21 protein-coding genes, 6 tRNA genes and 1 riboswitch are annotated in these 22,792 nt (G+C 67.4%); of the genes, 16 read left to right on the top strand and 11 right to left on the bottom strand.

Annotated features, from left to right (window positions below):
- Window positions 1-37 precede the first annotated feature (37 nt).
- Window positions 38-862, bottom strand: a complete 825-nt coding sequence (locus OG394_RS05790; protein ID WP_328993860.1) for an aminotransferase class IV — start codon at window positions 860-862, stop codon at window positions 38-40.
- Between the two features lie 120 nt (window positions 863-982).
- On the opposite strand from OG394_RS05790, the gene OG394_RS05785 reads away from it, so the two are divergent.
- From OG394_RS05785 to OG394_RS05755, 7 genes are all read left to right on the top strand, one after another.
- A tRNA-Gly gene (locus OG394_RS05785) sits at window positions 983-1,055 on the top strand.
- A gap of 34 nt (window positions 1,056-1,089) precedes the next feature.
- Window positions 1,090-1,160: transfer RNA gene (locus tag OG394_RS05780), tRNA-Cys, on the top strand.
- 26 nt (window positions 1,161-1,186) lie between these two features.
- Window positions 1,187-1,261, top strand: a tRNA-Val gene (locus OG394_RS05775).
- Window positions 1,262-1,408: 147 nt separating this feature from the next.
- Window positions 1,409-1,481, top strand: a tRNA-Gly gene (locus tag OG394_RS05770).
- A gap of 23 nt (window positions 1,482-1,504) precedes the next feature.
- Window positions 1,505-1,575, top strand: a tRNA-Cys gene (locus OG394_RS05765).
- A gap of 17 nt (window positions 1,576-1,592) precedes the next feature.
- Window positions 1,593-1,664: transfer RNA gene (locus OG394_RS05760), tRNA-Val, on the top strand.
- A 170-nt stretch (window positions 1,665-1,834) separates the two neighbouring features.
- The gene (locus OG394_RS05755; RefSeq protein WP_328993859.1) at window positions 1,835-3,445 is read left to right on the top strand and encodes an LCP family protein; all 1,611 of its coding nucleotides are present in this window, start codon (window positions 1,835-1,837) and stop codon (window positions 3,443-3,445) included.
- Here OG394_RS05755 and OG394_RS05750 read toward each other — a convergent pair.
- From OG394_RS05750 to OG394_RS05720, 7 genes are all read right to left on the bottom strand, one after another.
- Window positions 3,429-3,575, bottom strand: a complete 147-nt coding sequence (locus OG394_RS05750) for a hypothetical protein (RefSeq protein WP_328993858.1) — start codon at window positions 3,573-3,575, stop codon at window positions 3,429-3,431. The two genes, OG394_RS05755 and OG394_RS05750, sit on opposite strands and share 17 nt — an antisense overlap.
- Window positions 3,576-3,650: 75 nt before the next feature.
- Entirely contained in the window at window positions 3,651-5,345 is a 1,695-nt protein-coding gene (locus tag OG394_RS05745) for a copper resistance protein CopC (RefSeq protein ID WP_328993857.1), read from the bottom strand.
- Window positions 5,345-6,028 carry a YcnI family copper-binding membrane protein gene (locus tag OG394_RS05740; protein WP_328993855.1) on the bottom strand — a complete coding sequence of 228 codons (684 nt, stop codon included), beginning with the start codon at window positions 6,026-6,028 and terminating at the stop codon, window positions 5,345-5,347. The genes OG394_RS05745 and OG394_RS05740 overlap by 1 nt, the downstream gene beginning before the upstream one ends.
- Window positions 6,029-6,106: 78 nt before the next feature.
- The gene (locus tag OG394_RS05735) at window positions 6,107-6,682 is read right to left on the bottom strand and encodes a hypothetical protein (RefSeq protein WP_328993854.1); all 576 of its coding nucleotides are present in this window, start codon (window positions 6,680-6,682) and stop codon (window positions 6,107-6,109) included.
- A gap of 40 nt (window positions 6,683-6,722) precedes the next feature.
- Window positions 6,723-7,082, bottom strand: coding sequence for a hypothetical protein (locus tag OG394_RS05730; RefSeq protein ID WP_328993853.1), 360 nt, complete (start codon window positions 7,080-7,082; stop codon window positions 6,723-6,725).
- A gap of 103 nt (window positions 7,083-7,185) precedes the next feature.
- Window positions 7,186-8,244: a ribosome small subunit-dependent GTPase A gene (gene rsgA / locus OG394_RS05725; RefSeq protein ID WP_328993852.1), complete on the bottom strand. Its 1,059-nt coding sequence runs from the start codon at window positions 8,242-8,244 to the stop codon at window positions 7,186-7,188.
- A 151-nt stretch (window positions 8,245-8,395) separates the two neighbouring features.
- Window positions 8,396-9,529: a YhjD/YihY/BrkB family envelope integrity protein gene (locus tag OG394_RS05720; RefSeq protein ID WP_328993851.1), complete on the bottom strand. Its 1,134-nt coding sequence runs from the start codon at window positions 9,527-9,529 to the stop codon at window positions 8,396-8,398.
- Window positions 9,530-9,607: 78 nt separating this feature from the next.
- On the opposite strand from OG394_RS05720, the gene OG394_RS05715 reads away from it, so the two are divergent.
- Window positions 9,608-11,209 (top strand): acyl-CoA dehydrogenase family protein, encoded by a 1,602-nt coding sequence (locus tag OG394_RS05715; protein ID WP_328993850.1) that lies wholly within the window; start codon window positions 9,608-9,610, stop codon window positions 11,207-11,209.
- A 2-nt stretch (window positions 11,210-11,211) separates the two neighbouring features.
- Window positions 11,212-11,294: riboswitch (ZMP/ZTP riboswitch) on the top strand.
- Window positions 11,295-11,320: 26 nt separating this feature from the next.
- Window positions 11,321-12,769 carry a glycine hydroxymethyltransferase gene (locus OG394_RS05710; RefSeq protein WP_328993849.1) on the top strand — a complete coding sequence of 483 codons (1,449 nt, stop codon included), beginning with the start codon at window positions 11,321-11,323 and terminating at the stop codon, window positions 12,767-12,769.
- A gap of 39 nt (window positions 12,770-12,808) precedes the next feature.
- On the opposite strand, the gene OG394_RS05705 is transcribed toward OG394_RS05710, so the two are convergent.
- From OG394_RS05705 to OG394_RS05695, 3 genes are all read right to left on the bottom strand, one after another.
- Window positions 12,809-13,405 (bottom strand): hypothetical protein, encoded by a 597-nt coding sequence (locus OG394_RS05705; protein WP_328993848.1) that lies wholly within the window; start codon window positions 13,403-13,405, stop codon window positions 12,809-12,811.
- An 84-nt stretch (window positions 13,406-13,489) separates the two neighbouring features.
- Window positions 13,490-14,188, bottom strand: a complete 699-nt coding sequence (locus OG394_RS05700; protein ID WP_328993847.1) for a hypothetical protein — start codon at window positions 14,186-14,188, stop codon at window positions 13,490-13,492.
- A 90-nt stretch (window positions 14,189-14,278) separates the two neighbouring features.
- On the bottom strand, window positions 14,279-16,204 hold the full coding sequence (locus tag OG394_RS05695) for a glycoside hydrolase family 9 protein (protein WP_328993845.1): 1,926 nt from the start codon (window positions 16,202-16,204) through the stop codon (window positions 14,279-14,281).
- 124 nt (window positions 16,205-16,328) lie between these two features.
- Here OG394_RS05695 and OG394_RS05690 point away from each other — a divergent pair, with 124 nt between their 5' ends.
- From OG394_RS05690 to OG394_RS05660, 7 genes are all read left to right on the top strand, one after another.
- Entirely contained in the window at window positions 16,329-16,904 is a 576-nt protein-coding gene (locus tag OG394_RS05690) for a mycothiol transferase (protein WP_328993844.1), read from the top strand.
- A 380-nt stretch (window positions 16,905-17,284) separates the two neighbouring features.
- Window positions 17,285-18,985, top strand: coding sequence for a nitrite/sulfite reductase (locus tag OG394_RS05685; protein ID WP_328993843.1), 1,701 nt, complete (start codon window positions 17,285-17,287; stop codon window positions 18,983-18,985).
- Window positions 18,982-19,131 (top strand): hypothetical protein, encoded by a 150-nt coding sequence (locus OG394_RS05680; protein WP_328993842.1) that lies wholly within the window; start codon window positions 18,982-18,984, stop codon window positions 19,129-19,131. Before OG394_RS05685 ends, OG394_RS05680 begins: the two co-directional genes overlap by 4 nt.
- The gene (locus OG394_RS05675; protein ID WP_328993840.1) at window positions 19,128-19,814 is read left to right on the top strand and encodes a phosphoadenylyl-sulfate reductase; all 687 of its coding nucleotides are present in this window, start codon (window positions 19,128-19,130) and stop codon (window positions 19,812-19,814) included. The genes OG394_RS05680 and OG394_RS05675 overlap by 4 nt, the downstream gene beginning before the upstream one ends.
- Window positions 19,811-20,713 carry a sulfate adenylyltransferase subunit CysD gene (cysD, locus tag OG394_RS05670; RefSeq protein ID WP_328993839.1) on the top strand — a complete coding sequence of 301 codons (903 nt, stop codon included), beginning with the start codon at window positions 19,811-19,813 and terminating at the stop codon, window positions 20,711-20,713. The genes OG394_RS05675 and cysD overlap by 4 nt, the downstream gene beginning before the upstream one ends.
- A complete protein-coding gene (locus tag OG394_RS05665) occupies window positions 20,713-22,002 on the top strand; it encodes a sulfate adenylyltransferase subunit 1 (RefSeq protein WP_328993838.1) in 1,290 nt (429 codons plus the stop codon). The genes cysD and OG394_RS05665 overlap by 1 nt, the downstream gene beginning before the upstream one ends.
- Window positions 21,999-22,781, top strand: coding sequence for a sirohydrochlorin chelatase (locus tag OG394_RS05660; RefSeq protein WP_328993837.1), 783 nt, complete (start codon window positions 21,999-22,001; stop codon window positions 22,779-22,781). The genes OG394_RS05665 and OG394_RS05660 overlap by 4 nt, the downstream gene beginning before the upstream one ends.
- The last annotated feature ends 11 nt before the right edge of the window (window positions 22,782-22,792 follow it).

Raw genomic sequence — 22,792 nt, 5'->3', positions numbered from 1 at the left:
CACCAATCCCGCCGGGGCAAACCGAAGACGTGACGGTCTACGGGTCGATGTCCTCTGCTGATCGCTCGGCGAAGACGCGCGCTACTTCGGCCGTGACCTCGCCGGGTGCGGCCAGGTCGCGGTCGTCGACCTTGTGGATGGCCTGTACGTCGCGCGTGGTCGACGTCAGGAACACCTCGTCGGCCTCGGCCAGACGCGCCAGGGGCACGTCGCGCTCGACCGCGCCGAACCACGCGATCACCAGCCCGCGAGTGACTCCGGCGAGTGCGCCCGACTCCAGCGTCGGCGTGACCAGCTCACCGTCGTACACGCAGAAGATGTTCGATCCCGTGCCCTCGCACAGATCGCCGACGGTGTTCGCGAAGATCGCCTCGCTACCACCACGCGCTTTCGCATAGGCGAGCGCCCGCACGTTCTCGGCGTACGACGTGGTCTTCAGCCCGGCCACGGCGCTTCGCTCGTTCCGCACCCAGGGCACCGTCACGATCGCCGAAGACGGTGCGGGCTGTTCGATCGGCTGGCTCGCCACCACCAACGTCGTACCGGAATCGCCACGGTCCGACGACAGCGGCGAGACGCCACCGGTGTACGTGATCCGCAGCCGCCCGAAGGCGAGATCCGGGTCGGCTTTCGTCACCGCGGCGATACCCGCGCGGACTTCGTGCTCGTCCGGCTCGGGCAGCCCCAGACCGACGGCCGAACGCGCCAGTCGCTCCAGGTGCTTGGTGACCGCGAACGGCTGGCCTGCAACGACTTTGAGGGTTTCGAAGACCCCGTCGCCGGTGGTCAGGCCGTGGTCCAGCGGCGAGATCGTGGCGGCTGCGGGATCGTCCTGCAGCATGCCGTTGACCCAGGTGATCATTACTGCTCCTTCCGACCCGTGCACCCTACGGCCAAGCCGACGGGTAACCCGTTTTTGCACTACGGCCGAGATGGGCTAATGTTCTGTCTCGCGCCGGAGAGTACGAAAGCCGGTCGCAGTGCGGATGTAGCTCAGTTGGTAGAGCGCAACCTTGCCAAGGTTGAGGTCGCCGGTTCGAACCCGGTCATCCGCTCGGAGAAGGTCATGCAGGCCCGATCGATCTCTTTGGTGGAGTGGCCGAGAGGCGAGGCAACGGCCTGCAAAGCCGTGTACACGGGTTCGAATCCCGTCTCCACCTCTCGAAACATCCCAGCGGTAAATCCTGGGCGATTGGCGCAGCGGTAGCGCGCTTCCCTGACACGGAAGAGGTCACTGGTTCGATCCCAGTATCGCCCACCAGAACTCCTGAAGCTCCTCACCGAATCGGTGAGGAGCTTCTTGTTTTTAAGGCAATCCAGCCCCATCCGACACACCGGTACCCCCTTGTCACAACTGTCCCGAAGAGGTGCTAATGTTCTCTTCGCACCCGGGAAACCGGAGCGCAACGCGGATGTAGCTCAGTTGGTAGAGCGCAACCTTGCCAAGGTTGAGGTCGCCGGTTCGAACCCGGTCATCCGCTCGAGGGGTCAGCACGCCTCTTTTGGTGGAGTGGCCGAGAGGCGAGGCAACGGCCTGCAAAGCCGTGTACACGGGTTCGAATCCCGTCTCCACCTCGACCCTCAACAGACCCGGGCGATTGGCGCAGCGGTAGCGCGCTTCCCTGACACGGAAGAGGTCACTGGTTCGATCCCAGTATCGCCCACATCGGTTACACAGGGACCACGACGCATCACGCGGCGTGGTCTCTGCGTTTCCGGCCCACGGCAGGTCTGGATCGGGTAAACCTTTCCGCGCTCGGTAGCGTCTTAGCCAAGTGCGGGCAGTACCGCTCCGCAGTTCCGGCAGCTCGAGAACGGAGCAGTTGAGGCGCAGATGGCAAGCCATCATGAACCCACGCCCACGCGGGGCCGTGCCCGCCGCGCCGCGCCCAAAGGCCGCCGCGTCCGCAAAGCCGAGCCAACCGGCCGTAGAGCCGAGCCGAGCAGCCGTAGGGCCGAGGACGGTCGATCGACCGCGAAGGCGCTCGGCCTGACCCTGGTCAGCGCGCTGCTGCCCGGCTCCGGTTACCTGATGGCCGGCCGTCGCCGCCTCGGCGCCACCGTGCTCGGTTTCACTCTGTTCCTTGGCGTCATCGCCGGCGGCTATGTCGTCATCAAGGGCAGTGACGTGCTCGAGCTCGCCGTCAACCCGACGCAGCTGCTGCTCGTCACCGTCGGGATGGTCTTGCTGGTCGTCGGCTGGGTGGCCGTGATCATCACGAGTCACCGGATGTTGCGCCCCCAGGGCGGCAGCACCGGTAGCAGGGCACTGGGCGCGGCTCTGGTCGGATTGCTCTGCTTCGCCATCACCGCGCCGATGGCTCTGGCCGCCGAGACCGCGATGGTCCAGCGGGACCTGCTCAACAAGGTGTTCGCCGACGGCAAGAGCGCCACCCGTAAAGAGGTCGCGAACGAGAACGACCCGTGGGCCGGCAAGCCGCGGCTGAACATCCTGCTGCTCGGCGCCGACGACGGTCCGGGCCGCAAGGGCGTGCGGACCGACACGGTCATCGTGGCCAGTATCGATACGAAGACCGGCGCCACCGCGCTCATCTCGCTGCCCCGCAAGCTGATGTTCATGCCCTTCCCCGAGGACTCGCCGCTGCACGAGAAGTACCCGGACGGCTTCGGCAAGGACGGCATCAGCCTGCAGGAGCGGCTCGAGTGGATGCTCGACGCGATGTACCAGAACATCCCCGACAAGTACCCGGGCATTCTGGGCCAGTCCGACAACGAGGGCGCCGACATCCTCAAGGTGTCCGTGGGCGAGGCTGTCGGGCTCGAGATCGACTACTACGCGCAGATCAACCTCAAGGGCTTCACGTCGATCGTCGACGCTCTGGGCGGTATCACCGTCAACATCAACTACCCGATTCCAGTCGGCGGTAGTGACGACGCCAAACGCCCGCCGAACTACTACCTCCAGCCCGGGCCGAACAAGCACCTGATGGGTCTAGAGGCCCTCTGGTATGCCCGCGGTCGCTACCAGATCCCCAACCCGGACGACGCCCGCAGCGCGCGCCAGCGGTGCGCCATCAACGCCATCGCGGCGAAGGCCAACCCGGCCAACCTGGTGTTGAGCTATCAGAAGCTCGCCGCTGCCGGCAAAGACCTGATCCGCACGGACATCCCGCAGAACCTGCTGCCCGAGTTCATCAAGCTCGGGCTGAAGGTCAAGGGGGCCAAGGTCGCGGCCGTGCCGCTGGACGGCAAGGCGCTCAAGTTCGCCTACCCGCACCCGGATTACGACGGCCTGCGTGCCGTGGTCGCGAAGGCGCTGAAGCCCAAGACAGCGCCCAGCAAGCCGTCAACGTCGACCGGTCCGACAACCGGCACCCCGACGAAGAAGCCGACCACTCCGTCGAAGCCAGGCAAGATCGACGAGAACGGTCAGCAGGACCTGAAGAGCGCCTGTGAGTACGACCCGGTCAGTCCTGACCGGTGAGTCTCCGGCGCAACCGCTGGAACCGTGAGCAGATCTCCCAGCCGAGATAGGCCAGCATCGGCGCGATCGCGAGGCCCACGGCAAGCAGGATTTCCTCGATCGGCAATCCCGCGATGTGCTCGGGCACCATAGGCGCCTCCTTGCGATGAGGGCGGGCCGTTCACTCAGTGTAAGTAGCGATCATCACTGAGTAAACGGCCCGATCTCAGTAGATATGCACCGCCAGCTCGGCCGAGGGCGACTCGTACTTCGAGGTCCGGGCCGTGATCTGGATCGCCCAATCCCCCGAGACCGGCAGAGCGACGCGACCCTCGTACTGCCCCGGCCCAACCCGGGTCATCGGCGCACTGAGCGGCCCGATCCCCTCCTCGGCCTGGGTGAATCGCACGGACGGCGCGCTCAACGGCTCCAGCGCCTTCCCGGCGGCATCGCGCAAATAGAGCTGCACGTAGTTCGACCCGGTCGTGATCGGCGAGATCCGCATCCGCACCAGGTTCGTCCCGAGCCGCGCCTCGATCCCCCGCGCCCGGCTCACCTGCTCCCCTGGACCCGACGCCGCGGCCTCTTCGCGAGGCGGCTGCGTGACGAGCACGCCGGTCACCGCCAGCAGTACGACGAAACAAGCCGCTTCAGCCCGTACGGCGGACCGCAGCAGGCCGCGTGCGTCATTGTCGCGCGGCTCTCGCAGCACCTTCGGCACCAAGCCATACCGGTTCCACGCCGCTATCCCAACGATCACCAGCGCGACGCCGAGCTTGACCAGCAACGCCTTGCCGTACGACGTCTCCCACAGCCCCGGGATCGACCCGAGAATGCGCCAAGCCATCACCGTGCCGGAGATCGCGACAGCCAGCACCGCCCAAGCCGCGACGGCCGAGAACCGGGCCGCGGTCGACGCCGCCCGCCGAGGTGATGCCTCGGACGACTTGGCCAACGTCAACGCCAACCCGATGATCCCGCCCGCCCAGATCGCTCCAGCCGAAACGTGGATGAGGTCCGACGCGACCACAAGCCAAGTCGGCCCATAAGTCCGGGTATGCCCCGTCCACGGCAACGAGACCAGAGCCACCAAGGCCCCAACGGCCACCCCCACACGCGCGAGTACGACGTACGGCCGCCCGACGAGCAGGGCCACCACGAGCAGACCCGCCACAGCCAGTACGGCGCTCGTGAGCAGGTCGGAGCTGAACCCGTCAGACCAGATCGCGCCATCGCCCAGACTGGCGAGACTTCCGGCCTGTTGCCATGCCGTGGTCAGCGGTATCGAGGCGAAGAAGCCCAACGCCGCAAGGGCGATCAGCCCACGCCCGGTCCAGCGCAGCCGGCGGCGAAGACCTGCCATCGCACCGGCCGTCGCGTCCAGCAGGAACAGCTCGAAGACCGCCAGACCAATCGAGCCGAGCACCCCGAGATAGCCGAGGGCCGTCGCGGCGAGGCGGACGACGTTCAGGCTGCGCGTCGGCTCGTTGTCGAGGTCTGCCGCGACCGGCGTCGTCCGCTTGCCGATGGTGAAAGCGAAACCGCCCGAGACGGGATGATCGTCGGCCGAGATGACCCGCCAGGTGACGGTGTACGTACCTTGGCCGAGGTTCGCCGGGAGGGTCGCGACGGCTCGTTTGTCGATGCCCTTGACGCCCACCTCCAACCGCTCGCCCGCCGGATCGAAGATGCTGATCGAGGTCGGCCAGACCACCACCGCCTCGTCGAACGTCAGCGTGACCGCCGTCGGCGCCTTCGCCAGCACCGCGTCGTTCTTCGGATCGGTGCTGAGCAGGGTGGCGTGCGCCGACGCCGGCGCCGCCGTCAGGCCGAGAAAGAAGAGCGCGAGGAGGAGCCCCGCGGGCGCGGTGAACCAGGTGAACCCGGTCCACCGCGCCCGCTGGGAGCAATGCTCCAGCATCAGGACTTACGAGTGCGCACCAGCGCGGCGCCGCCTGCCGCCAGGCCGGCCACGCCGATCGCGAGCGCCACCCAAGTGACCGCGGGCACCCCGTCCGACGAAGACGTGGTGGCAGCTACGGGCTTCACAGCAACCGGCTCCTCTTCAGCAGCGGTCACGACGACGGTCGGAGCAGGCGCCTCGAGGTCATCCGCGGACTTGCCGTCCTTGGGCACCTCGACCCAGGCGGTCTCGCCCTTCTCGCAGGTCTGCACGGTCGGGAAGACCAGCGACTCGCCGACCTTCTCCGGCAGCTTGGCCTGGATCTCGAACGTGTCGCGGTAGCCGTCGGGCAGCGGGGTCTTCGCGGTGTAGACGACCTCGCCGACCCGCTCGGTCACCTCGTTGCCGTGGCTGTCCTTGATCGGGGTAGCGAGCTTCGTCATCACCTTCTGGACCTGCCAGTTCGGGTTTACCGTCGGGGTGACGGACGCGAACTGCTCAGGGATCTTGATCGACACCTTGGTGGTGCCCGAGCCGTCGCAGCCGTGCGGTACGGCGAACGTCAGCACGCTGTAGGCACCCGCGGCCGTGGTGCTCGGCTTGACGCCGACGTGGGCGGACGCCGTACCGGCACCGAAGAGCAGCAGGCCGCCGGCCACACAACCAATGGCAGCGGTACGACGCAGAGCGGAATTCAACATGGAAGAGCTTTCTCTGAGCGGAGAACGGATGAGTGGGTCCATGGACACACCACCGAGCACCTGGTCAGCTCAAAAGGCCTACCAGGTGAGGGATGGGGTCCGGAGCCGCTCAGGCGGTCCGCGCGGGCGATCCGGCCGCGGCCCCGCCAGCAGAAGCAGCGGACGCGGGATGGATGCCGCAGGCAACAGCCTCGGCATGGCGACGACAACGCCGAAAGCCACGACCAGCAACGGCCGCAGCAGAGTCCACAGCGCCCAGAGCAGGGCATCGCCGTGAGCGAGCAGCAGACTGGTCAGCAGCGTGGCGATCACATGGGCCAGGAGCATGCCCGGACCGTCACTCGGCGCCGCCACAACCTGATGCGCCAGCTCGTGGGGATGCCCGCCAGGCGGCATCGAGGCCACCGCCATCAGCAGGTGGTGGATCGCGAACTGCCCACCGCCCAGCAGCACCAGCAGCAGGCCGAAGCCAAGCCGCCGGCCGCTCAGCAGGTGAACCGGGATCATCGCCAGCACGCTCAGGATCAGCAGCGTCAGCGGATGGGGAGCCGCTCCCCCGCCCAGCACGTGACTGCCCGCGGCAATGCCCACAGTGAGCATGGCCACAAAGGCTGCGCGCATCGACCGCAATGCGCCGGCGCCGGGCGAATTCACGACTGAACTTTATCCAATCCCGCTAAAGCCTTTGCGGGCCTCAGCGCACCTCGAACTTGACGATCAACTTCTTCAGCCGGTGAGACTCCATCTCATAGGTCCCAGTGGCGCCGAAGCTGAAGGTTTCCTCGAGCTTCTGCCCCGCCGATATCTGGAACGAGTGATCCGGAGTCGAGTGCACGTGGATCTCGTCGTCGATGTCACTGGTGATGTTCACAGTGATCTGCTCGTCCTTCGAGACCTTCACCACCGCACCACTCGGCACCGTCTTGCCGGACTCGATCTTGACGTCGACCATCGCACCCGCGGGATGACCGGCATGCTCATCAGCGGGCTTGGGGCCAGAGCAAGCCGACACGACCAGCAGCAAAGCCGCCAGCCCAAAACTGGCTTTGGACAAGACACGAACTCCTCTCCGCCCCGATCTACCGAGGCGGAGCCACCTAATCACATCGCTCCGACAGTTCTACCTGCGAGGCGTTCGCAGGTGGAAACCCGGCATCTCAGCGTGGCTTGATATCCCGCTTGTGCGCCTTCGTCCGGGCGGCCCATTCCTTCTTGACCGCCGACCGCATCCGCAGGTCGTTGCGCCGCGCCATCCAGGCCGCCTCCTTCTGCAACTTCACCCAGCTCTCGTACCGCCGATACGGCAGCGTGCCGTCGTCCAGCGCGGCCAGTACGGCGCAACCCGGCTCGTTCTGGTGGGAGCAATCCTTGAAGCGGCAGCCGTCGATCAGCGCGGCCACATCCGGAAAGGCCGAGGCCATTCCGTCGCCCGATTCCTGCAGGCCAACGGTTCGCAGCCCTGGGGTGTCGATGACGACACCACCTCCGGGCATCGGGATGAGCTCACGTCGTACGGACGTATGACGGCCTTTGCCGTCATCACGGATCGCCTGGACCGAGAGCACCTCGGCACCGGCAAGGGCGTTCACCAAGGACGATTTGCCGGCGCCGCTGACGCCGAGGAGCGCGAGCGTCTGGTTGCCGGCCAGGAGCTCAGCAACGCGAGAAACCCCTTCGCCGGTGGTCACGCTGCAGACGAGTACGTCGGCGCCGGGCGCGGCCGTCGCGACGTCCTCCGCGACATCCTCGGCGTCGTTGACCAGGTCGGCCTTCGTCAGGATCACGACGGGATGCGCGCCGCTCTCCCACGCCAGGGCGAGGAATCGCTCGATGCGGCCGATGTTGGGTTCGGGTTCGAGGCCGACCACGATGGCGACCACGTCCACGTTCGAGGCGAGGACCTGGCCGCGGGAGGTCTTGCCCGCCTCGGCCCGGATGATCCTGGTACGGCGTGGGGCGACGGCCTCGACCGTGATGCGCTCATCCGGCCAGAGCCGCAACGCGACCCAGTCACCGGTGCACGGAGTGGCCTCCGCGTCGAGCGCGATCGCCGCCAGGATGTCGCCGGACCAGGAGGCCCGCACCGGGCCGTCCGCGGTGAGAACCGTGCTCAGGCCCTTGTCGACCCGGGCGACGCGGCCCGGGATCAAGTCGAGTGTTTCGAAGTACTCCGCCGTCGGGCCGTCGAGGCCGAGAGCGGTCAGCGTTGCAGACATCTGCGACGAACCTTTCAAGAGGTCCGGCGGCGGATCAGCTCAGCGGCCGGACGGAACAGGAGCGGCCTCGATGGCCAGGTGCTGGGTCATCGCTCACTCCTTCCGGGTTCAGAACCGCGCCCGGGTCTCGGGGCGGCTTGTCGCGACACGGTCAGCGTACGTCGTCGGCTTTCGCGGGCGCACCGGGTTTTCCGACGGGCTCACTCTCGACCTCAGGTTTACCCGCAACCTCAGTCACAGGTTCGGGGTCCGGCGGCCCGGGAACGACGGGTTTGTCGGACGTCAGCGACTCGACCGCCTCGGCCACCTTCACCTCCGGCCGCTGCCGCTGCTCCGGCGATTCCGCCACCACCTCATCGACGTCGTCCAGGTCTTGAGCGTGCGCGTGCACCGGTTCCGGCTCGGCCTTCATCTCAGGCTCGGCGCGCTTCCGGGAGGCCTTGGCGGGTTTGCGCGCCTTGTCCGGCCACATCCGGTCGATCACCGCGTTCAGGGCGGCGCCGATGAGCACCGCGATGGCCGTCAGGTAGAGCCACAGCAGTACGGCGATCGGTGCGGCCAACGGCCCGTAGATCGACGTACCACCGACGGTCGACTGCAGGGTCCAGCGCAGCAGGAAGCTGCCAAGGATCCAGAGTGACAACGCCAGGAACGCCCCCGGCAGATCGGACACCCAAGGTGTACGCACAGGCACGGACAAGTGGTAGAGCGTGTTCAGGAAGCCCGCGGACAGCACCGTGACGACAGGCCAGTACAGCTGGTTCAGGAATTCGACTCGCGCCGGCAGCACGTCGGCGACCGCCTCGGGACCGGCCAGCACCAGCGGCAGCACGATCACGCCGATCAGCAGCGCGACGCAGTACAGGCTGAACGACAGCGCTCGGGTCCGGACGATGCCCCGCTTGCCGCCCATGCCGTACATGATCGTGATGGTGTCGACGAAGACGTTCAGCGCTCGACTGCCGGACCACAGGGCCAGCAGGAAACCGATCGAGATTACGTCCGGCCGGCCACCGGCCAGCACGTCGTCCAGCGTCGGCACGATGACGGCCTGAACCGAGTCGTCGGTCAGCGCGCGGGCGGCCAGTTCGGCGATCTCGAGCTTGATCTGGTCGATCGTGGCCGCGTCGAAGAACCGCGAGACGATGAAACCGATCGACCCGGCCAGACCGAAGATCAGCGGCGGCAGCGACAGGATCGCGAAGAACGCCGCTTCCGCCGCCAGACCCGTCACGCGATAGCGCAGACAGGTGCCGACGGTCTGGGTGAGCAGTTTCCAGGTCACTCCGAGTATCCGTCGGATCCAGACCAGTGAGACAGAGGTCTCAGACCCCACGCGTGCCATACCGCTTACCGTACTGACATGGCGGACCCATTTGCGGTAACCAACCAGCCTCCCCCGCTGGACGGCGTGAACTTCTTCACGGCCGACGCGTCCCTGCGCGATGCCCTCACGCCGTACGGCGACCTCGCGAACGACGCCAAGCTCACGAGTATCGGCGCCCTCGCGGGCAGTCGCGAGGCGCTCGACCAGGCGTTGCCCGCCAACCAGAATCCCCCGGTATTGCGCACGCACGACCGGTACGGGAACCGCGTGGACCGCGTCGACTTCCACCCGTCCTGGCATTGGCTGATGGACAAGGCCGTCGGTTTCGGGTTGCAGGCCGCGCCCTGGTTGTCGGATCACCCGTCGGCCCATCTGCGTCGCGCGGCCGGGTTCTTCGTCTGGGGACAGGTCGAGCCGGGACACGGTTGTCCGATCTCCATGACGTACGCCGCGGTGCCGGCCCTCCGTGCGGACAAGGCGCTTGCGGAGCACTGGGTTCCCCGCCTGGCCGCTCCGTCGTACAACCCGGGTGGTTCCGGGCCGGGGGCGCTCGCGGGGATGGGGATGACGGAGAAGCAGGGTGGTTCGGATGTCCGGGCCAACCTGACCGAGGCCAAACCGGTTGGCGACTCGTACCGGTTGACCGGGCACAAGTGGTTCTGCTCGGCGCCGCAGGTGGACGTCTTCCTCGTACTCGCGCAGGCGCCGGGTGGCTTGAGCTGTTTCGTCGTACCTCGCGTCCTTGAAGACGGTTCACGGAACGTCTTCGCGTTGCAGCGGTTGAAGGACAAGCTCGGCAACCGGTCGAACGCGTCCAGCGAAGTCGAGTTCCACGGCACTGTCGGGCACCGCCTCGGCGACGAAGGCGCGGGCGTTCGCACGATCATCGAGATGGTCGCGGCCACCCGGCTGGACTGCGTGCTCGGTTCGGCCGGGTTGATGCGCCGGGCCCTGGTCGAGGCGACCTGGCACGCGACCCATCGCAGCGCCTTCGGTGGCCTGCTGCGCGACAAGCCCGTGATGCGGAACGTACTGGCCGACCTCTCCCTCGAGTCGGCCGCCGCGACGATGCTGGCGATGCGCCTCGCGGCCGCGGTCGACGCCGGTGAGGCCGACGCGGCGTTCCGGCGGATCGCGCTGCCGCTGGCCAAGTTCTGGGTGTGTAAGCGGACCCCGATGATGGTGGCCGAGGCGCTCGAGTGTCTGGGCGGCAACGGGTACGTCGAGGAGTCGGGTATGCCGTTGCTGTTCCGCGAGTCCCCGCTCAACTCGATCTGGGAAGGCTCGGGCAACGTCAACGCGCTAGACGTGTTGAGAGCTTTACAGCGGCCCGAATCGCTCGATGCCTGGCTCACGGAGGTTGGGACGGCCAAGGGGTACAGCAGCCACTTGGACCGGGCTATCACCGACGTACTGACGATGCTGGCCGACCTGGACGGTATCGAAGGGCGTGCGCGCGTACTGGCGGCACGGATGGCTGTAGTCCTGCAGGCCTCGCTACTGGCCCGACACGCGCCGCCTGAGATTGCTGACGCGTTTATCGCTTCAAGGCTCGGCGGCGACTGGTCTGGCGTGTTCGGGACGTTGTCACCATCAGTAGAGCTGCCCGGCATCGTCGACCGGGTACTGGTCCACTAGGCTCGGTCCGTCGCGACTGGCGCTTGGGTGGGATCGACCACCGGGGAGCGAGAACCTGTCGGCACCGCGCGCCTGGGTGCCACGCCATGCACACACTTCTGGAGACGAGCAATGACGCAATCGTTCGACGCCTCCGCCGCATCCGCGGCCTACAAGAACGCGCTGGAGGTGATCGGCGCGGTCGAACCCACCGTGGCCGGCGCCATCCGCTCCGAGCTGGCCGATCAGCGGGCCTCGCTCAAGCTGATCGCCAGTGAGAACTACGCCTCCCCGGCCGTGCTGCTGACGATGGGCAACTGGTTCTCGGACAAGTACGCCGAGGGCACCGTCGGCCACCGCTTCTACGCCGGCTGCCAGAACGTCGACACCATCGAGCAGCTCGCCGCAGACCACGCGAAGGACCTGTTCGGCGCCCCGCACGCGTACGTCCAGCCGCACTCCGGCATCGACGCGAACCTGGTCGCCTTCTGGGCGATCCTGGCTCAGCGGATCGAGTCCCCGGCCCTGGCCGAGGCCGGCGCGAAGCACGTGAACGACCTGTCCGACGAGGACTGGGCCAAGCTGCGCAAGGCGCTCGGCGACCAGAAGATGCTCGGCATGTCGCTCGACGCGGGTGGTCACCTCACCCACGGGTTCCGCCCGAACATCTCCGGCAAGATGTTCCACCAGACGTCGTACGGCACGGACACCGAGACGGGTCTGCTCGACTACGACGAGGTCGCCCGGCTGGCCCGCGAGTTCAAGCCGCTGATCCTGATGGCGGGCTACTCGGCCTACCCGCGCAAGGTCGACTTCGCCAAGATGCGCGAGATCGCGGACGAGGTCGGCGCCACCTTGATGGTCGACATGGCGCACTTCGCCGGTCTGGTCGCAGGCAAGGTCTTCACCGGCGACTTCGACCCGGTACCGCACGCCCACGTCACCACCACGACCACGCACAAGTCGCTGCGCGGCCCGCGTGGCGGCATGGTGCTCTGCCAGCCGGAGTACGCCGACGCGGTGGACCGTGGTTGCCCGATGGTGCTCGGCGGTCCGCTCAGCCACGTGATGGCGGCCAAGGCCGTCGCGCTCGCCGAGGCGAAGCAGCCGTCCTTCCAGACGTACGCGCAGAACGTCGCGGACAACGCCGTCTCGCTCGCCGAGGGCCTGATGAAGCGCGGCACGAAGATCGTCACCGATGGCACCGAGAACCACCTCGTGCTGCTGGACGTCTCGTCGTACGGCATCACCGGTCGGCAGGCCGAGTCGGCCCTGCTCGACGCGGGCATCGTCACCAACCGCAACGCCGTACCGCGTGACCCGAACGGCGCCTGGTACACCTCGGGCGTCCGGATCGGCACGCCCGCGCTGACCTCGCGCGGCTTCGGCGCGGACGACTTCGACCGCGTGGCCGAGCTCATCGTGGACGTCCTGTCCGCGACGACCCCGACCAACACCGCCGCGGGCGCACCGTCAAAGGCCAAGTACGTCCTGGCCGACGGCGTCGCCGACAAGACCCGCGCCGCCGCCTCCGAGTTGCTCGACGTCCACCCGCTCTACCCGGGCCTCGACCTCAACTGACGCATTAGTGGAACGGCCCGGCTGATCCCGGGCCGTTCTCTATTTGCGGACAGTCGCGCTGGCGGCATTCCAGATCACGTTGGTCGCCGGGAAGTACACGCGGTAGTCGCGAATTGCCGTCGACGTGTAGGCGTAGGTGTACTTGCCGGTCGAGCTGGTCTTGACCGACTTGAGCGCGATCCACTTGGTCGCGCCGGGCGCCTTGTACTGCAACTGCCCAACAGCCGCCGCGGACGGGACGAACTTCCTGAGGCTGACCGCATACCGCGCCGCTGACACGTTGAGCGTCACCTTCGCGCCCGACCGCGTCGGCGTCACGCCGGCCCACGAGCCGATCTTGATGTCGCTGTACGGCTGGTTCTGCCACACATCGTTGTAGCTGTGGTCCCAGGCGCCACCAGGACGCCACGTCCAGCGCCCCAGCTGCTCCCAGTCGTACAGATCCCAAACGTCCGACGACGTGTTGTCGAAGATCGCAATGTGCTGCCAGCCTCCGGTCGCGTGGTAGGCGTCCCAGGCCGCATACGACGTACCCGCAGCCGCGCAGTTGCTGTCTAGGCGGAGGGTGATGGCTCGATATGGCGTCGAGATGACCACCCGTTCCCCAACCCTGCCCGCTACATCGGAATCGACCACGCAGCGTTACATCTACTGTTGGTAGAAAGGGCGTCGGTCCGAGACCAGTGGTCCCGAACCGACGCCTTCGTGATGTGCGGGGGGCTACTTGCGGATGGTGGTGCTGGCGGCGTTCCAGATGAGGCCGGTGGCTGGGAAGTAGACGCGGTAGTCGCGGGCGGCGGCTGAGGTGTAGGCGTAGGTGTATTTGCCGGTTGAGGTGGTTTTGACCGACTTGAGGGCGATCCAGGTGGTGGCGCCGGGGGCCTTGTACTGGAGTTGGCCGATGGCGGCGGTGTAGGGGATGAACTTGTTGAGGCTGGTGGCGTAGCGGGCGGCGGATACGTTCAAGGTGACCTTTGAGCCGCTGCGGGAGGCGGTCAGGCCGGCCCAGGAGCCGACCTTGACGTCGCTGTACGGGCTGTTCTGGGTCATCGGGAGGTTGTTGGTGTCGTAGGCGCCGTTCGGGCGCCACGTCCAGCGGCCGAGGTCCGCGTAGTCGTAGAGATCCATGACCATGGTGGTCGACGTGCGGAAGAAGTAGGCGACCTCCTGCACTCCCCTGGTCGGGTGATAGCTGGTCCAGCCGGCGTTGTCCCAACCTCCGGCGACGCAGTCGGATCCGACGCGAAGAGTGACCGCGCGGTACGGCGCCGAGATGACTAGGCGGGTCGGTGGGACGAGGCTGCAACGCCCGGCGGCTGGTGCAGCGGCGTTCGTCGTTGCGGCCTGGGCCATCGGCGCGCTGACCACGAGAGCGCTACCCACCAGGCCGGCGACGACGAACAAGGACTTCCAGCGCATGCTGTTCCCCCACATCAGACAGGACTGCCCCGACCGGTTGGCCGGAGCAGTCCTGGACCTTACCCACTGATCAGTCAACCAATCCGTGAATTACTTCCCATCGAGCGTCAAGGCGTACGCCGCGATGGCGGCGAAGTCGTCGGCGGGTTCGGACGTCTGCCACGAGCGGACGTCGTCGACATAGCGGGAGCCGCGGCCGGTGAACTGTTCGTTGCGGTCGATGCCGTCCGCAGGGCACGGGTTCATCCGATCCAGGTTGTCACCGAGGCCATCCGCGAACAGGCCCTCGCTGTTCGGCCCGTTGACCACCGCGCCGACGGCGGTTTTGCCCTGGATGTTCGCGATCTGGTGATGCGGGCAGCGCTCGTACGACGTACCGACGCCGACCATGAACGACGTACCCCAGGCGTTCGCGCCGAGCGACCAGTTGCGCTGCTGGGTGCCGAACGCCTCGTACCGGCGATCGCCCGTGACCTTGCGGTACAGGTCGCTCGTCGCGGACAGGCCGAAGGCGTGCGGCACGGAGTCGAACTCGTCGTACGCCGCACCCGCCTGGAACGGGTCCTTGGTCGCCTTGGCGAGACCCCGGTCGAGCTGGGCCTTGATATCGCCGACCAGGTCGCGCGTCGAGGCGGCCGTACCACCGTGGGCCCGGATCGCGCGGGTGAGGTCGGCATGCGCGAGCGCGCTCACGTCGTACAGGTTGAGGGTGTCGCCCTTCTCGTGCGCGAGGTACTGCCCGGCCCAATGCCTGGCCTGTCCCAGCCAGACCTTCGACCGGGGATCGCCGAGGCGCTTCCCGGCCAGCGCCAACTCGGCCGCGCCCAACTCGAGGTCATCCCGCCAGGCGCTCTCGGGGTAGAACGCGAACGGCAGCGACGTCATCAGCTGGGTCACACCGGTCGTCTGCGCCTGCGCGTAGATCTGGGCGGCGGTGGTGAGGTGGCGGCGCGCCTTGACCCGGTCCGGCTCGACCTGGGCCGCGATCGCGAAGGCGGCGGCCATGCGGCCCGCGATGTTCGGGCTGATCTTCTCGCCGGGCGCCGCCGCACGGAAGACGGGCCGGTTCTTCAGGAAGCGGTGTGCCGGCTCGTTGTCGGCGTCGTCCTCCTCGGGCAGGCGCCAGATGTCGTGATCGCCGACGAACGTGCCCTCGGTGTTGCCGGTGCCCACGCCGACCTGGATGTAGAGCGTGCGGGTCTTCTCGTCCCACATCTTGTCGAGCCAGTCGAGCCCGTGCCGCGCCTCGCGCACCACCTTGGCGTCAGCGTGCCGAGCGTCGCGAGCAGAGGCCCACAACATCGTGTCCGTGTACGCCGCGATGTGCGTGAACTTGAGGTAGTCCCCCGCGTCGAACCAGCCGCCTTCGACGTCCGCGGTCTGACCGGCGATCGGCTTGAGCTCGCCAACCGTCACGTCCGTGTCATCCCCGGCGAAGACCGGCAACTCGTACACCTGCGCGGCCTTGTCCGTCAGGTGCGACGGCTTCCGATCGAGATCCCCCGGTACGACGTTGAGCCCGTCGCGCTGTGAGGCGAAGAACGTGATCGCCTTGTCCGCGGCCTTCCGGAACATCCGCGGGCCACCGACCTGGAACGCCGGCGAGGTGATGCCGCCGACGTCGACGGTGTAGGTGCCGGGGAGGCGCAATGCCTTTAAATCAAGGGCGTACACGTGTTGGTAGGCGTCGTTCCATTTGCCCAGGTCGGCCCCGGCGCGACCGGTCAGGACCTGCCGGCCCTGGCGATCCCGGACCGTGAACGGCTTGCCCGCGGCGGCCTGCGGGCTCATCAGGTACGCCCACTTCGCCTCGCCGACCCCGAACCCGAGCTGATCGACCCGGACCAGCGGTGTCACCGCGTCCTGCATCGTGACCGCATCCTGCATCGTGACGGCGTCCTGCATGGCGCCGTCGGTCTCGGTGGCACCGGCGGTGGACCCCACCACGACCGCGGTACCGGCTATGGACGAACAGACGGCCAACGTGGCCAGCACAACCCGGCGAGACGATCTCACAACCGCGCTCCTTCTCGAACTATTAGGAAACTTTCCTAACGATCGGAACGCTAAGGCCTCCCCGCCGCCCCGGCAAGAGCAGCGGCACCGAAAACTGTCCATGGCCGGAGATACGGTTTTCGGCATGACACTTTGGGAACCACCAGCCGACATCCCATGGGAACCACCATTTGCCGGCACGGAGGCCGAGCACCTCGCCGGCGCGCTCGACCGGCTGCGGTTCACCTTCCGCTGGAAGGCCGACGACCTCGACGCGGCCGGGCTGCAGACCCGCATCGGCGCCTCGAGGCTGACGATCGGCGGCCTGCTCAAACACCTGGCAGCCGTGGAGGACTACACCTTCACCACCAAGTTCCGCGGTGAACAAGTGGGCGAACCGTGGACCAGCCTCGGCTGGACCGGCGATAACGACTGGGAGTTCGAGTCAGCCGCCAACGACTCCCCCGAGCGGCTGTACGCCCTCTGGGACGGCGCGGTCGAGCGCTCCCGCGCGACACTGGCCGCGGCGCTCGCCGACGGCGGCCTCGATCAGCCCGCCCACGTCTCGACACCGGAAGGCGAGCACGCCAGTTTGCGACGACTCGTCTGCGATTTGATCGAGGAGTACGGGCGGCATACCGGCCACGCTGACCTCCTCCGCGAAGCCGTCGATGGTCGCACCGGCGAGGACCCGCCCCCTGGTTGGCAGCCCGTCGGCTGAGTCCACGATCGCTTGTTCGCAGCGGTGTGATGCGCAGCACTGAATTCGGCTGAGTCGTTGGGAATAAACTCGAAATCTGCTCATATCATGAGATCTGGTCCCACATAATGGGATGACCAGTTGCTTTACGGCGCAATCAAGCCGACTCTTATCAGCATGTTCGCTGCCCACACGCCGCATCTCGTAGGTCGGATTCATCTCGACCTCGGGCGTATGCGCAGTGCCATGTGTCGTCCTTCGAGCTGACCCCAGCCCGGCCCCTCCGCAGGGCCTACCGATGATCATCGCTGGGTGCGCTTCGCGCAGACCGCTTCGAACCGACGACGTTTCGAGCTCGCCTCGCGGACGCACCTGTCTTCGCAGACAAGGACCCGTTCCGGATGACGACTGGCGCCACCCCAGCCACCAGGAATCCCGCCGCTAAAGCACCACGCCCGCGCAAAGGCAAGGGCGAGGGTCAGTGGGCGCTCGGCTACCGCGAGCCGCTGAACAAGAACGAAGAGAACAAGAAGAACGACGACGGCCTGAACGTCCGGGCTCGGATCGAGAACATCTATGCCCACCGCGGGTTCGACTCGATCGACCCGGCGGACCTGCGCGGCCGCTTCCGCTGGTGGGGTCTCTACACCCAGCGCAAGCCCGGGATCGACGGCGGTAAGACCGCGACCCTGGAGCCGGAAGAGCTGGACGACAAGTACTTCATGCTGCGCATCCGGATCGAGGGCGGCCAGCTCACCACCGAGCAGCTCCGGGTCATCGCCGACATCTCTACGACGTACGCCCGGGACACGGCCGACATCACCGACCGGCAGAACATTCAGCTGCACTGGATCCGGGTCGAGGACATCCCCGCGATCTGGCAGAAGCTGGAGGCCGTCGGGCTGTACACGACCGAGGCCTGTGGCGACGTACCGCGCATCATCATCGCGAGCCCGGTGGCGGGGATCGCCGCGGACGAGATCATCGACCCGACGCCGGCGATCGACGACATCGTCAGCCGGTACATCGGTTCGCCCGAGTTCTCGAACCTGCCGCGCAAGTTCAAGACCGCGCTGACCGGCCACCCCTCGCACGACGTGGTGCCCGAGGTCAACGACGTCGCGTTCGTCGGCGTGAACCACCCTGAGCACGGCCCGGGCTTCGACCTCTGGGTCGGCGGCGGGCTGTCGACGAACCCGATGCTGGCCAAGCGGCTCGGCGTCTGGGTGCCGCTGGAGGAGGTGCACCTGGCCTGGTGGGGGGTGTGCAGCATCTTCCGCGACTACGGGTACCGCCGGCTGCGGACTCGCGCCCGCTTGAAGTTCCTGGTGGCCGACTGGGGTGTGGAGAAGTTCCGCGAGGTGCTCGAGGAGAAGTACCTCAAGCGCAAGCTGCTCGACGGCCCGGCGCCGGAGGTTCCCGCCGTACAGGGTGACCACATCGGCGTGCACAAGCAGAAGGACGGCAAGTTCTACATCGGCGTCGCCCCGGTCGTCGGCCGCGTGAACGGCGCGACGCTGGCGAAGGTCGCCGACGTGGTCGCCGCACACGGCTCGGACCGGATCCGTACGACGGCCCAGCAGAAGCTCCTGGTGCTGGACGTCGAGGAGACCCAGGTCGAGTCGCTCGTCACCGCCCTCGCGGGTCTGGGTTTCCAGGCTCGTCCGTCGGCCTGGCGCCGGAACACGATGGCCTGCACGGGGATCGAGTTCTGCAAGCTGGCCATCGTCGAGACCAAGGGCCGCGCCGCCGAGCTGATCGGTGAGATGGAAGAGCGCATCCCCGAGCTGGACGTGCCGATCACGGTCAACGTGAACGGCTGCCCGAACTCCTGCGCCCGGATCCAGGTCGCGGACATCGGCCTCAAGGGCCAGCTCGTACTCGATGCCGAGGGCAAGCAAGTCCCCGGTTACCAGGTCCACCTCGGCGGCGGGCTCGGCCTCGACGCCGGGTTCGGCCGCAAGTTGCGCGGTCACAAGGTCACCTCGACCGACTTGGCCGATTACGTCGAACGCGTCACCCGGAACTACCTGTCCCAGCGGTCCGAGGGCGAGCGCTTCGCCCAATGGGTCGTCCGTGCCGAAGAAGGAGCACTTCAGTGAGCGAACGCGCTGCGCCGTTGTACTGCCCCTACTGCGGGGATGAGGACTTGCGTCCCGCGGAGGACGGGCATGGCACCTGGGAGTGCCGGCCCTGTGCACGGGTGTTCCAGCTGAAGATGATCGGACTGCGGGTGAGTGTGGAATGAGCACCGACTTGAAATCCCTGGCCGAAGAGGCCAACGAACGGTTAGCAGACGCGTCCCCGGTCGAGGTACTGGCCTGGGCGCGGGAGACCTTCGGTGACGAGCTGGTCGTGACGGCGTCGATGGCGGACGGCGCACTCCCCCACCTCGCGGCCGAGGCGGCGCCCGGCGTCGACGTACTGTTCCTCGACACCGGCTACCACTTCGCCGAGACGATCGGCACCCGGGACGCCGTGGCGGCGACGCTGCCGATCAACCTGATCAACGCGACGCCCAAGCAGACCGTGGCCGAGCAGGACGCCGAGTACGGCAAAGACCTGTTCGCGCGGGAGCCCGACAAGTGCTGCGCGCTGCGCAAGGTCGAGCCGCTCAACCGGGTGCTCTCGGGCTACAAGGCCTGGGTGACCGGCGTACGGCGTGAAGAGGCGCCGACGCGGGCCAACACCCCGATCGTCGAGTACGACGCGAAGCGCGACATGGTGAAGCTCAACCCGATCGCGCCGTGGACCCAGGCCGACCTCGACGCGTACATCACCGACAACGGCGTACTGGTCAACCTGCTGCAGTACGACGGCTACCCGTCCATCGGGTGCCAGCCGTGCACCAAGCAGGTCGCGCCGGGCGAAGACCCGCGCAGCGGTCGCTGGGCCGGTTCCGGCAAGGTGGAATGCGGGTTGCACACATGAGCACAACGATCGTGAGTGAGCTGGACGCGCTCGAGAGCGAGTCGCTGTTCGTATTCCGTGAGGTCGCCGCCGAGTTCGAGCGCCCGGTCGTGCTGTTCTCCGGTGGCAAGGACTCCATCGTGATGCTGCACCTGGCGCGGAAGGCGTTCGCGCCGGCGCCGGTGCCGTTCACGCTGCTGCACGTCGACACCGGGCACAACTTCCCCGAGGTGCTGGAGTATCGCGACCGGGTCGTTTCTGAGCTGGGCCTCAAGTTGGTGGTCGCTAAGGTCGAGGACTACCTGGCCGACGGGCGTCTGCGCGAGCGGGCCGACGGGACCCGGAACCCGCTGCAGACGGTGCCGCTGCTGGACGCGATCAACGGCAACCGGTTCGACGCCGTCTTCGGTGGCGGCCGTCGTGACGAGGAGAGGGCCCGCGCGAAGGAGCGGATCTTCAGCCTGCGCGACGAGTTCGGCCAGTGGGATCCGCGGAACCAGCGGCCCGAGCTGTGGTCGCTGTACAACGGGCGGCACAAGCCCGGCGAGCACGTACGCGTGTTCCCGCTGTCGAACTGGACCGAGCTCGACATCTGGAACTACATCGACCGTGAGGGGATCGACCTGCCGTCGATCTACTACTCCCACAGCCGGGACGTGTTCGAGCGCGACGGCATGTTGCTTGCCGTCGGCCCCTATTCGCAACCGCGCGCCGGCGAGATCGTTTCGTCGCAGATTGTTCGGTACCGAACGGTCGGCGACATGTCCTGCACTGGCGCCGTACTGGGTGAGGCTCGATCGGCCGCCGAGGTCGTCATCGAGGTCGCCGCGAGTGAACTGACTGAGCGTGGCGCCACTCGCGCCGACGACCGGGTCAGCGAAGCAGCCATGGAAGACCGCAAACGCGAGGGGTACTTCTGATGAGCACACTGCTGCGACTCGCGACCGCCGGTTCGGTCGACGACGGAAAGTCCACGTTGGTCGGACGGCTGCTGCACGACTGCAAGGCGATCTTGGCCGACCAGATCGCCCATGTGCAGCACGTCTCGTCGACCCGTGGCGCTGGTGACTTCGACTTCGCCCTGCTGACCGACGGCTTGCGGGCCGAGCGCGAACAGGGCATCACCATCGACGTCGCCTACCGGTACTTCGCCACCGACAAGCGCTCGTTCATCCTGGCCGACTGCCCGGGACACGTGCAGTACACCCGGAACACCGTCACCGGTGCGTCCACGGCCGACGTCGTCATCATCCTGGTCGACGCGCGGCACGGCGTACTGGAGCAGACCCGGCGGCACCTCGCCGTGGCCGGCCTGCTGCGGGTGCCACACGTCGTACTCGCGGTGAACAAGATCGACCTGGTCAACTACGACGAGGCCGTCTTCACGGGTATCGCGAAGGACGTCGTCGACCTGGCCGACCAGCTCGGGATCAGCGACGTGAAGGCCATTCCGGTCTCGGCTCTCGCCGGGGACAACGTGGTGGACCGCTCGACGCGCACCACTTGGTACGACGGGCCGACGCTGCTGGAGTTCCTCGAGAACGCGGACGGACGGGACGACATCTCGTCGCAGCCGTTGCGGTTCCCGGTGCAGTACGTGATCCGGCCGCAGACTGACGACGAGTACCGCGACTACCGGGGATACGCCGGGACGGTTGCCGCCGGCAAGGTTTCCGCCGGGGACTCGGTCATCGTGCTGCCGGCCGGTCGCCGTACCACCGTGGCCGGGGTTGACCGGGCCGTGGTGACCTCGTCGGCCGCCGGCGTCGCCTCGGGCGGTACCGCTGTTGCCGGGGAGGCCGTCACCATCCGGCTCGCCGACAACCTCGACGTGGCTCGCGGTTCGGTCATCGTCGCGGCGGAGAGCTCCCCCGGCACCCGCCGGGAACTGGCCTCCACCGTCGCTTGGTTGTCCGACCGCCCGCTGACGGTCGGCGCTCGCGTGCTGATCAAGCACACCACCACGACTGCCCAGGCGATCGTCACCAAGATCGGTGGCGCTCTCGACCTGGACACGCTCGGCGTCATCGATGCCACCGAGCTGAACCTGAACGACATCGGCAAGGTGCAGCTCAAGGTCGCCGCACCGCTGGCCGCCGATCCGTACTCCAGCAATGCCATCACCGGATCGTTCCTGCTGATCGACGCCCACGACGGGTGGACGTTGGCGGCCGGCATGATCGACGACGTAGAAGGGGAACCGCTGTGACTGCTCCAGCACTTGTGATCCTCGCCCACGGCAGCCGGGACCCGCGCTCGGCCGCCACTGTCCACGCCATGGTCGACTGCCTGCGCGAGACGCGCGACGACCTGCGGATCGAAGCGGCATTCCTGGACCACTGCCCCCCTTCCCCGTACCAGGTGTTCGAGAAGCTCGGTGCTGACGGCGTCGAGGAGATCGTCGTCGTCCCGCTGCTGCTCTCGGACGCCTTCCACGCCAAGGTCGACGTCCCCGCGGTGATCGACGAGGCGCGCGGACGCTACCCGGACCTGCGGATCATCGCGTCCGACGTGCTCGGGTACGACGAGTCGCTGCTGGACGTGCTCGATCGGCGCATGCGGGCCGAGCTGCGCAACAGCCGCGTGCGTGAGCTCGACGCGCTCGTGCTCTCATGCGTCGGGTCGAGCGACCACCAGGCCAACGCGGCGGTCTCCAGGCTGGCCCGCATCTGGGGTCAACGCCACCGCCTCCCGGTCACGGCCGCCTTCATCACCTCGGCGAGCCCGACCCCGGCCGAAGCCGTCCTCCAGTGGAGGCTGGAAGGCCGTCGCCACGTAGCCGTCGGCGCCTTCTTCCTCGCGCCCGGACTGCTGCCGGACAAGGCCGAGGAAACCGCCCGCAAAGCCGGAGCCGTCGCCGTCTCCCGCCCCCTAGGCGTAAGCAACGAACTAGCCCGCCTAGTCCTCCTCCGCTACGGCGTAGCCGGCCTAGACCTCCTCACGCTAGCCCCCGCCGCACCCAGGCCCACGTTGGTCCGCACGGCGTAGAAGCGGACCGC

It is taken from the genome of Kribbella sp. NBC_01245 (genome assembly GCF_036226525.1).
GTDB lineage: Bacteria > Actinomycetota > Actinomycetes > Propionibacteriales > Kribbellaceae > Kribbella.
Note: the sequence above shows the minus strand (reverse complement) of the source record. Positions and strands in the feature narration are given on the sequence as shown.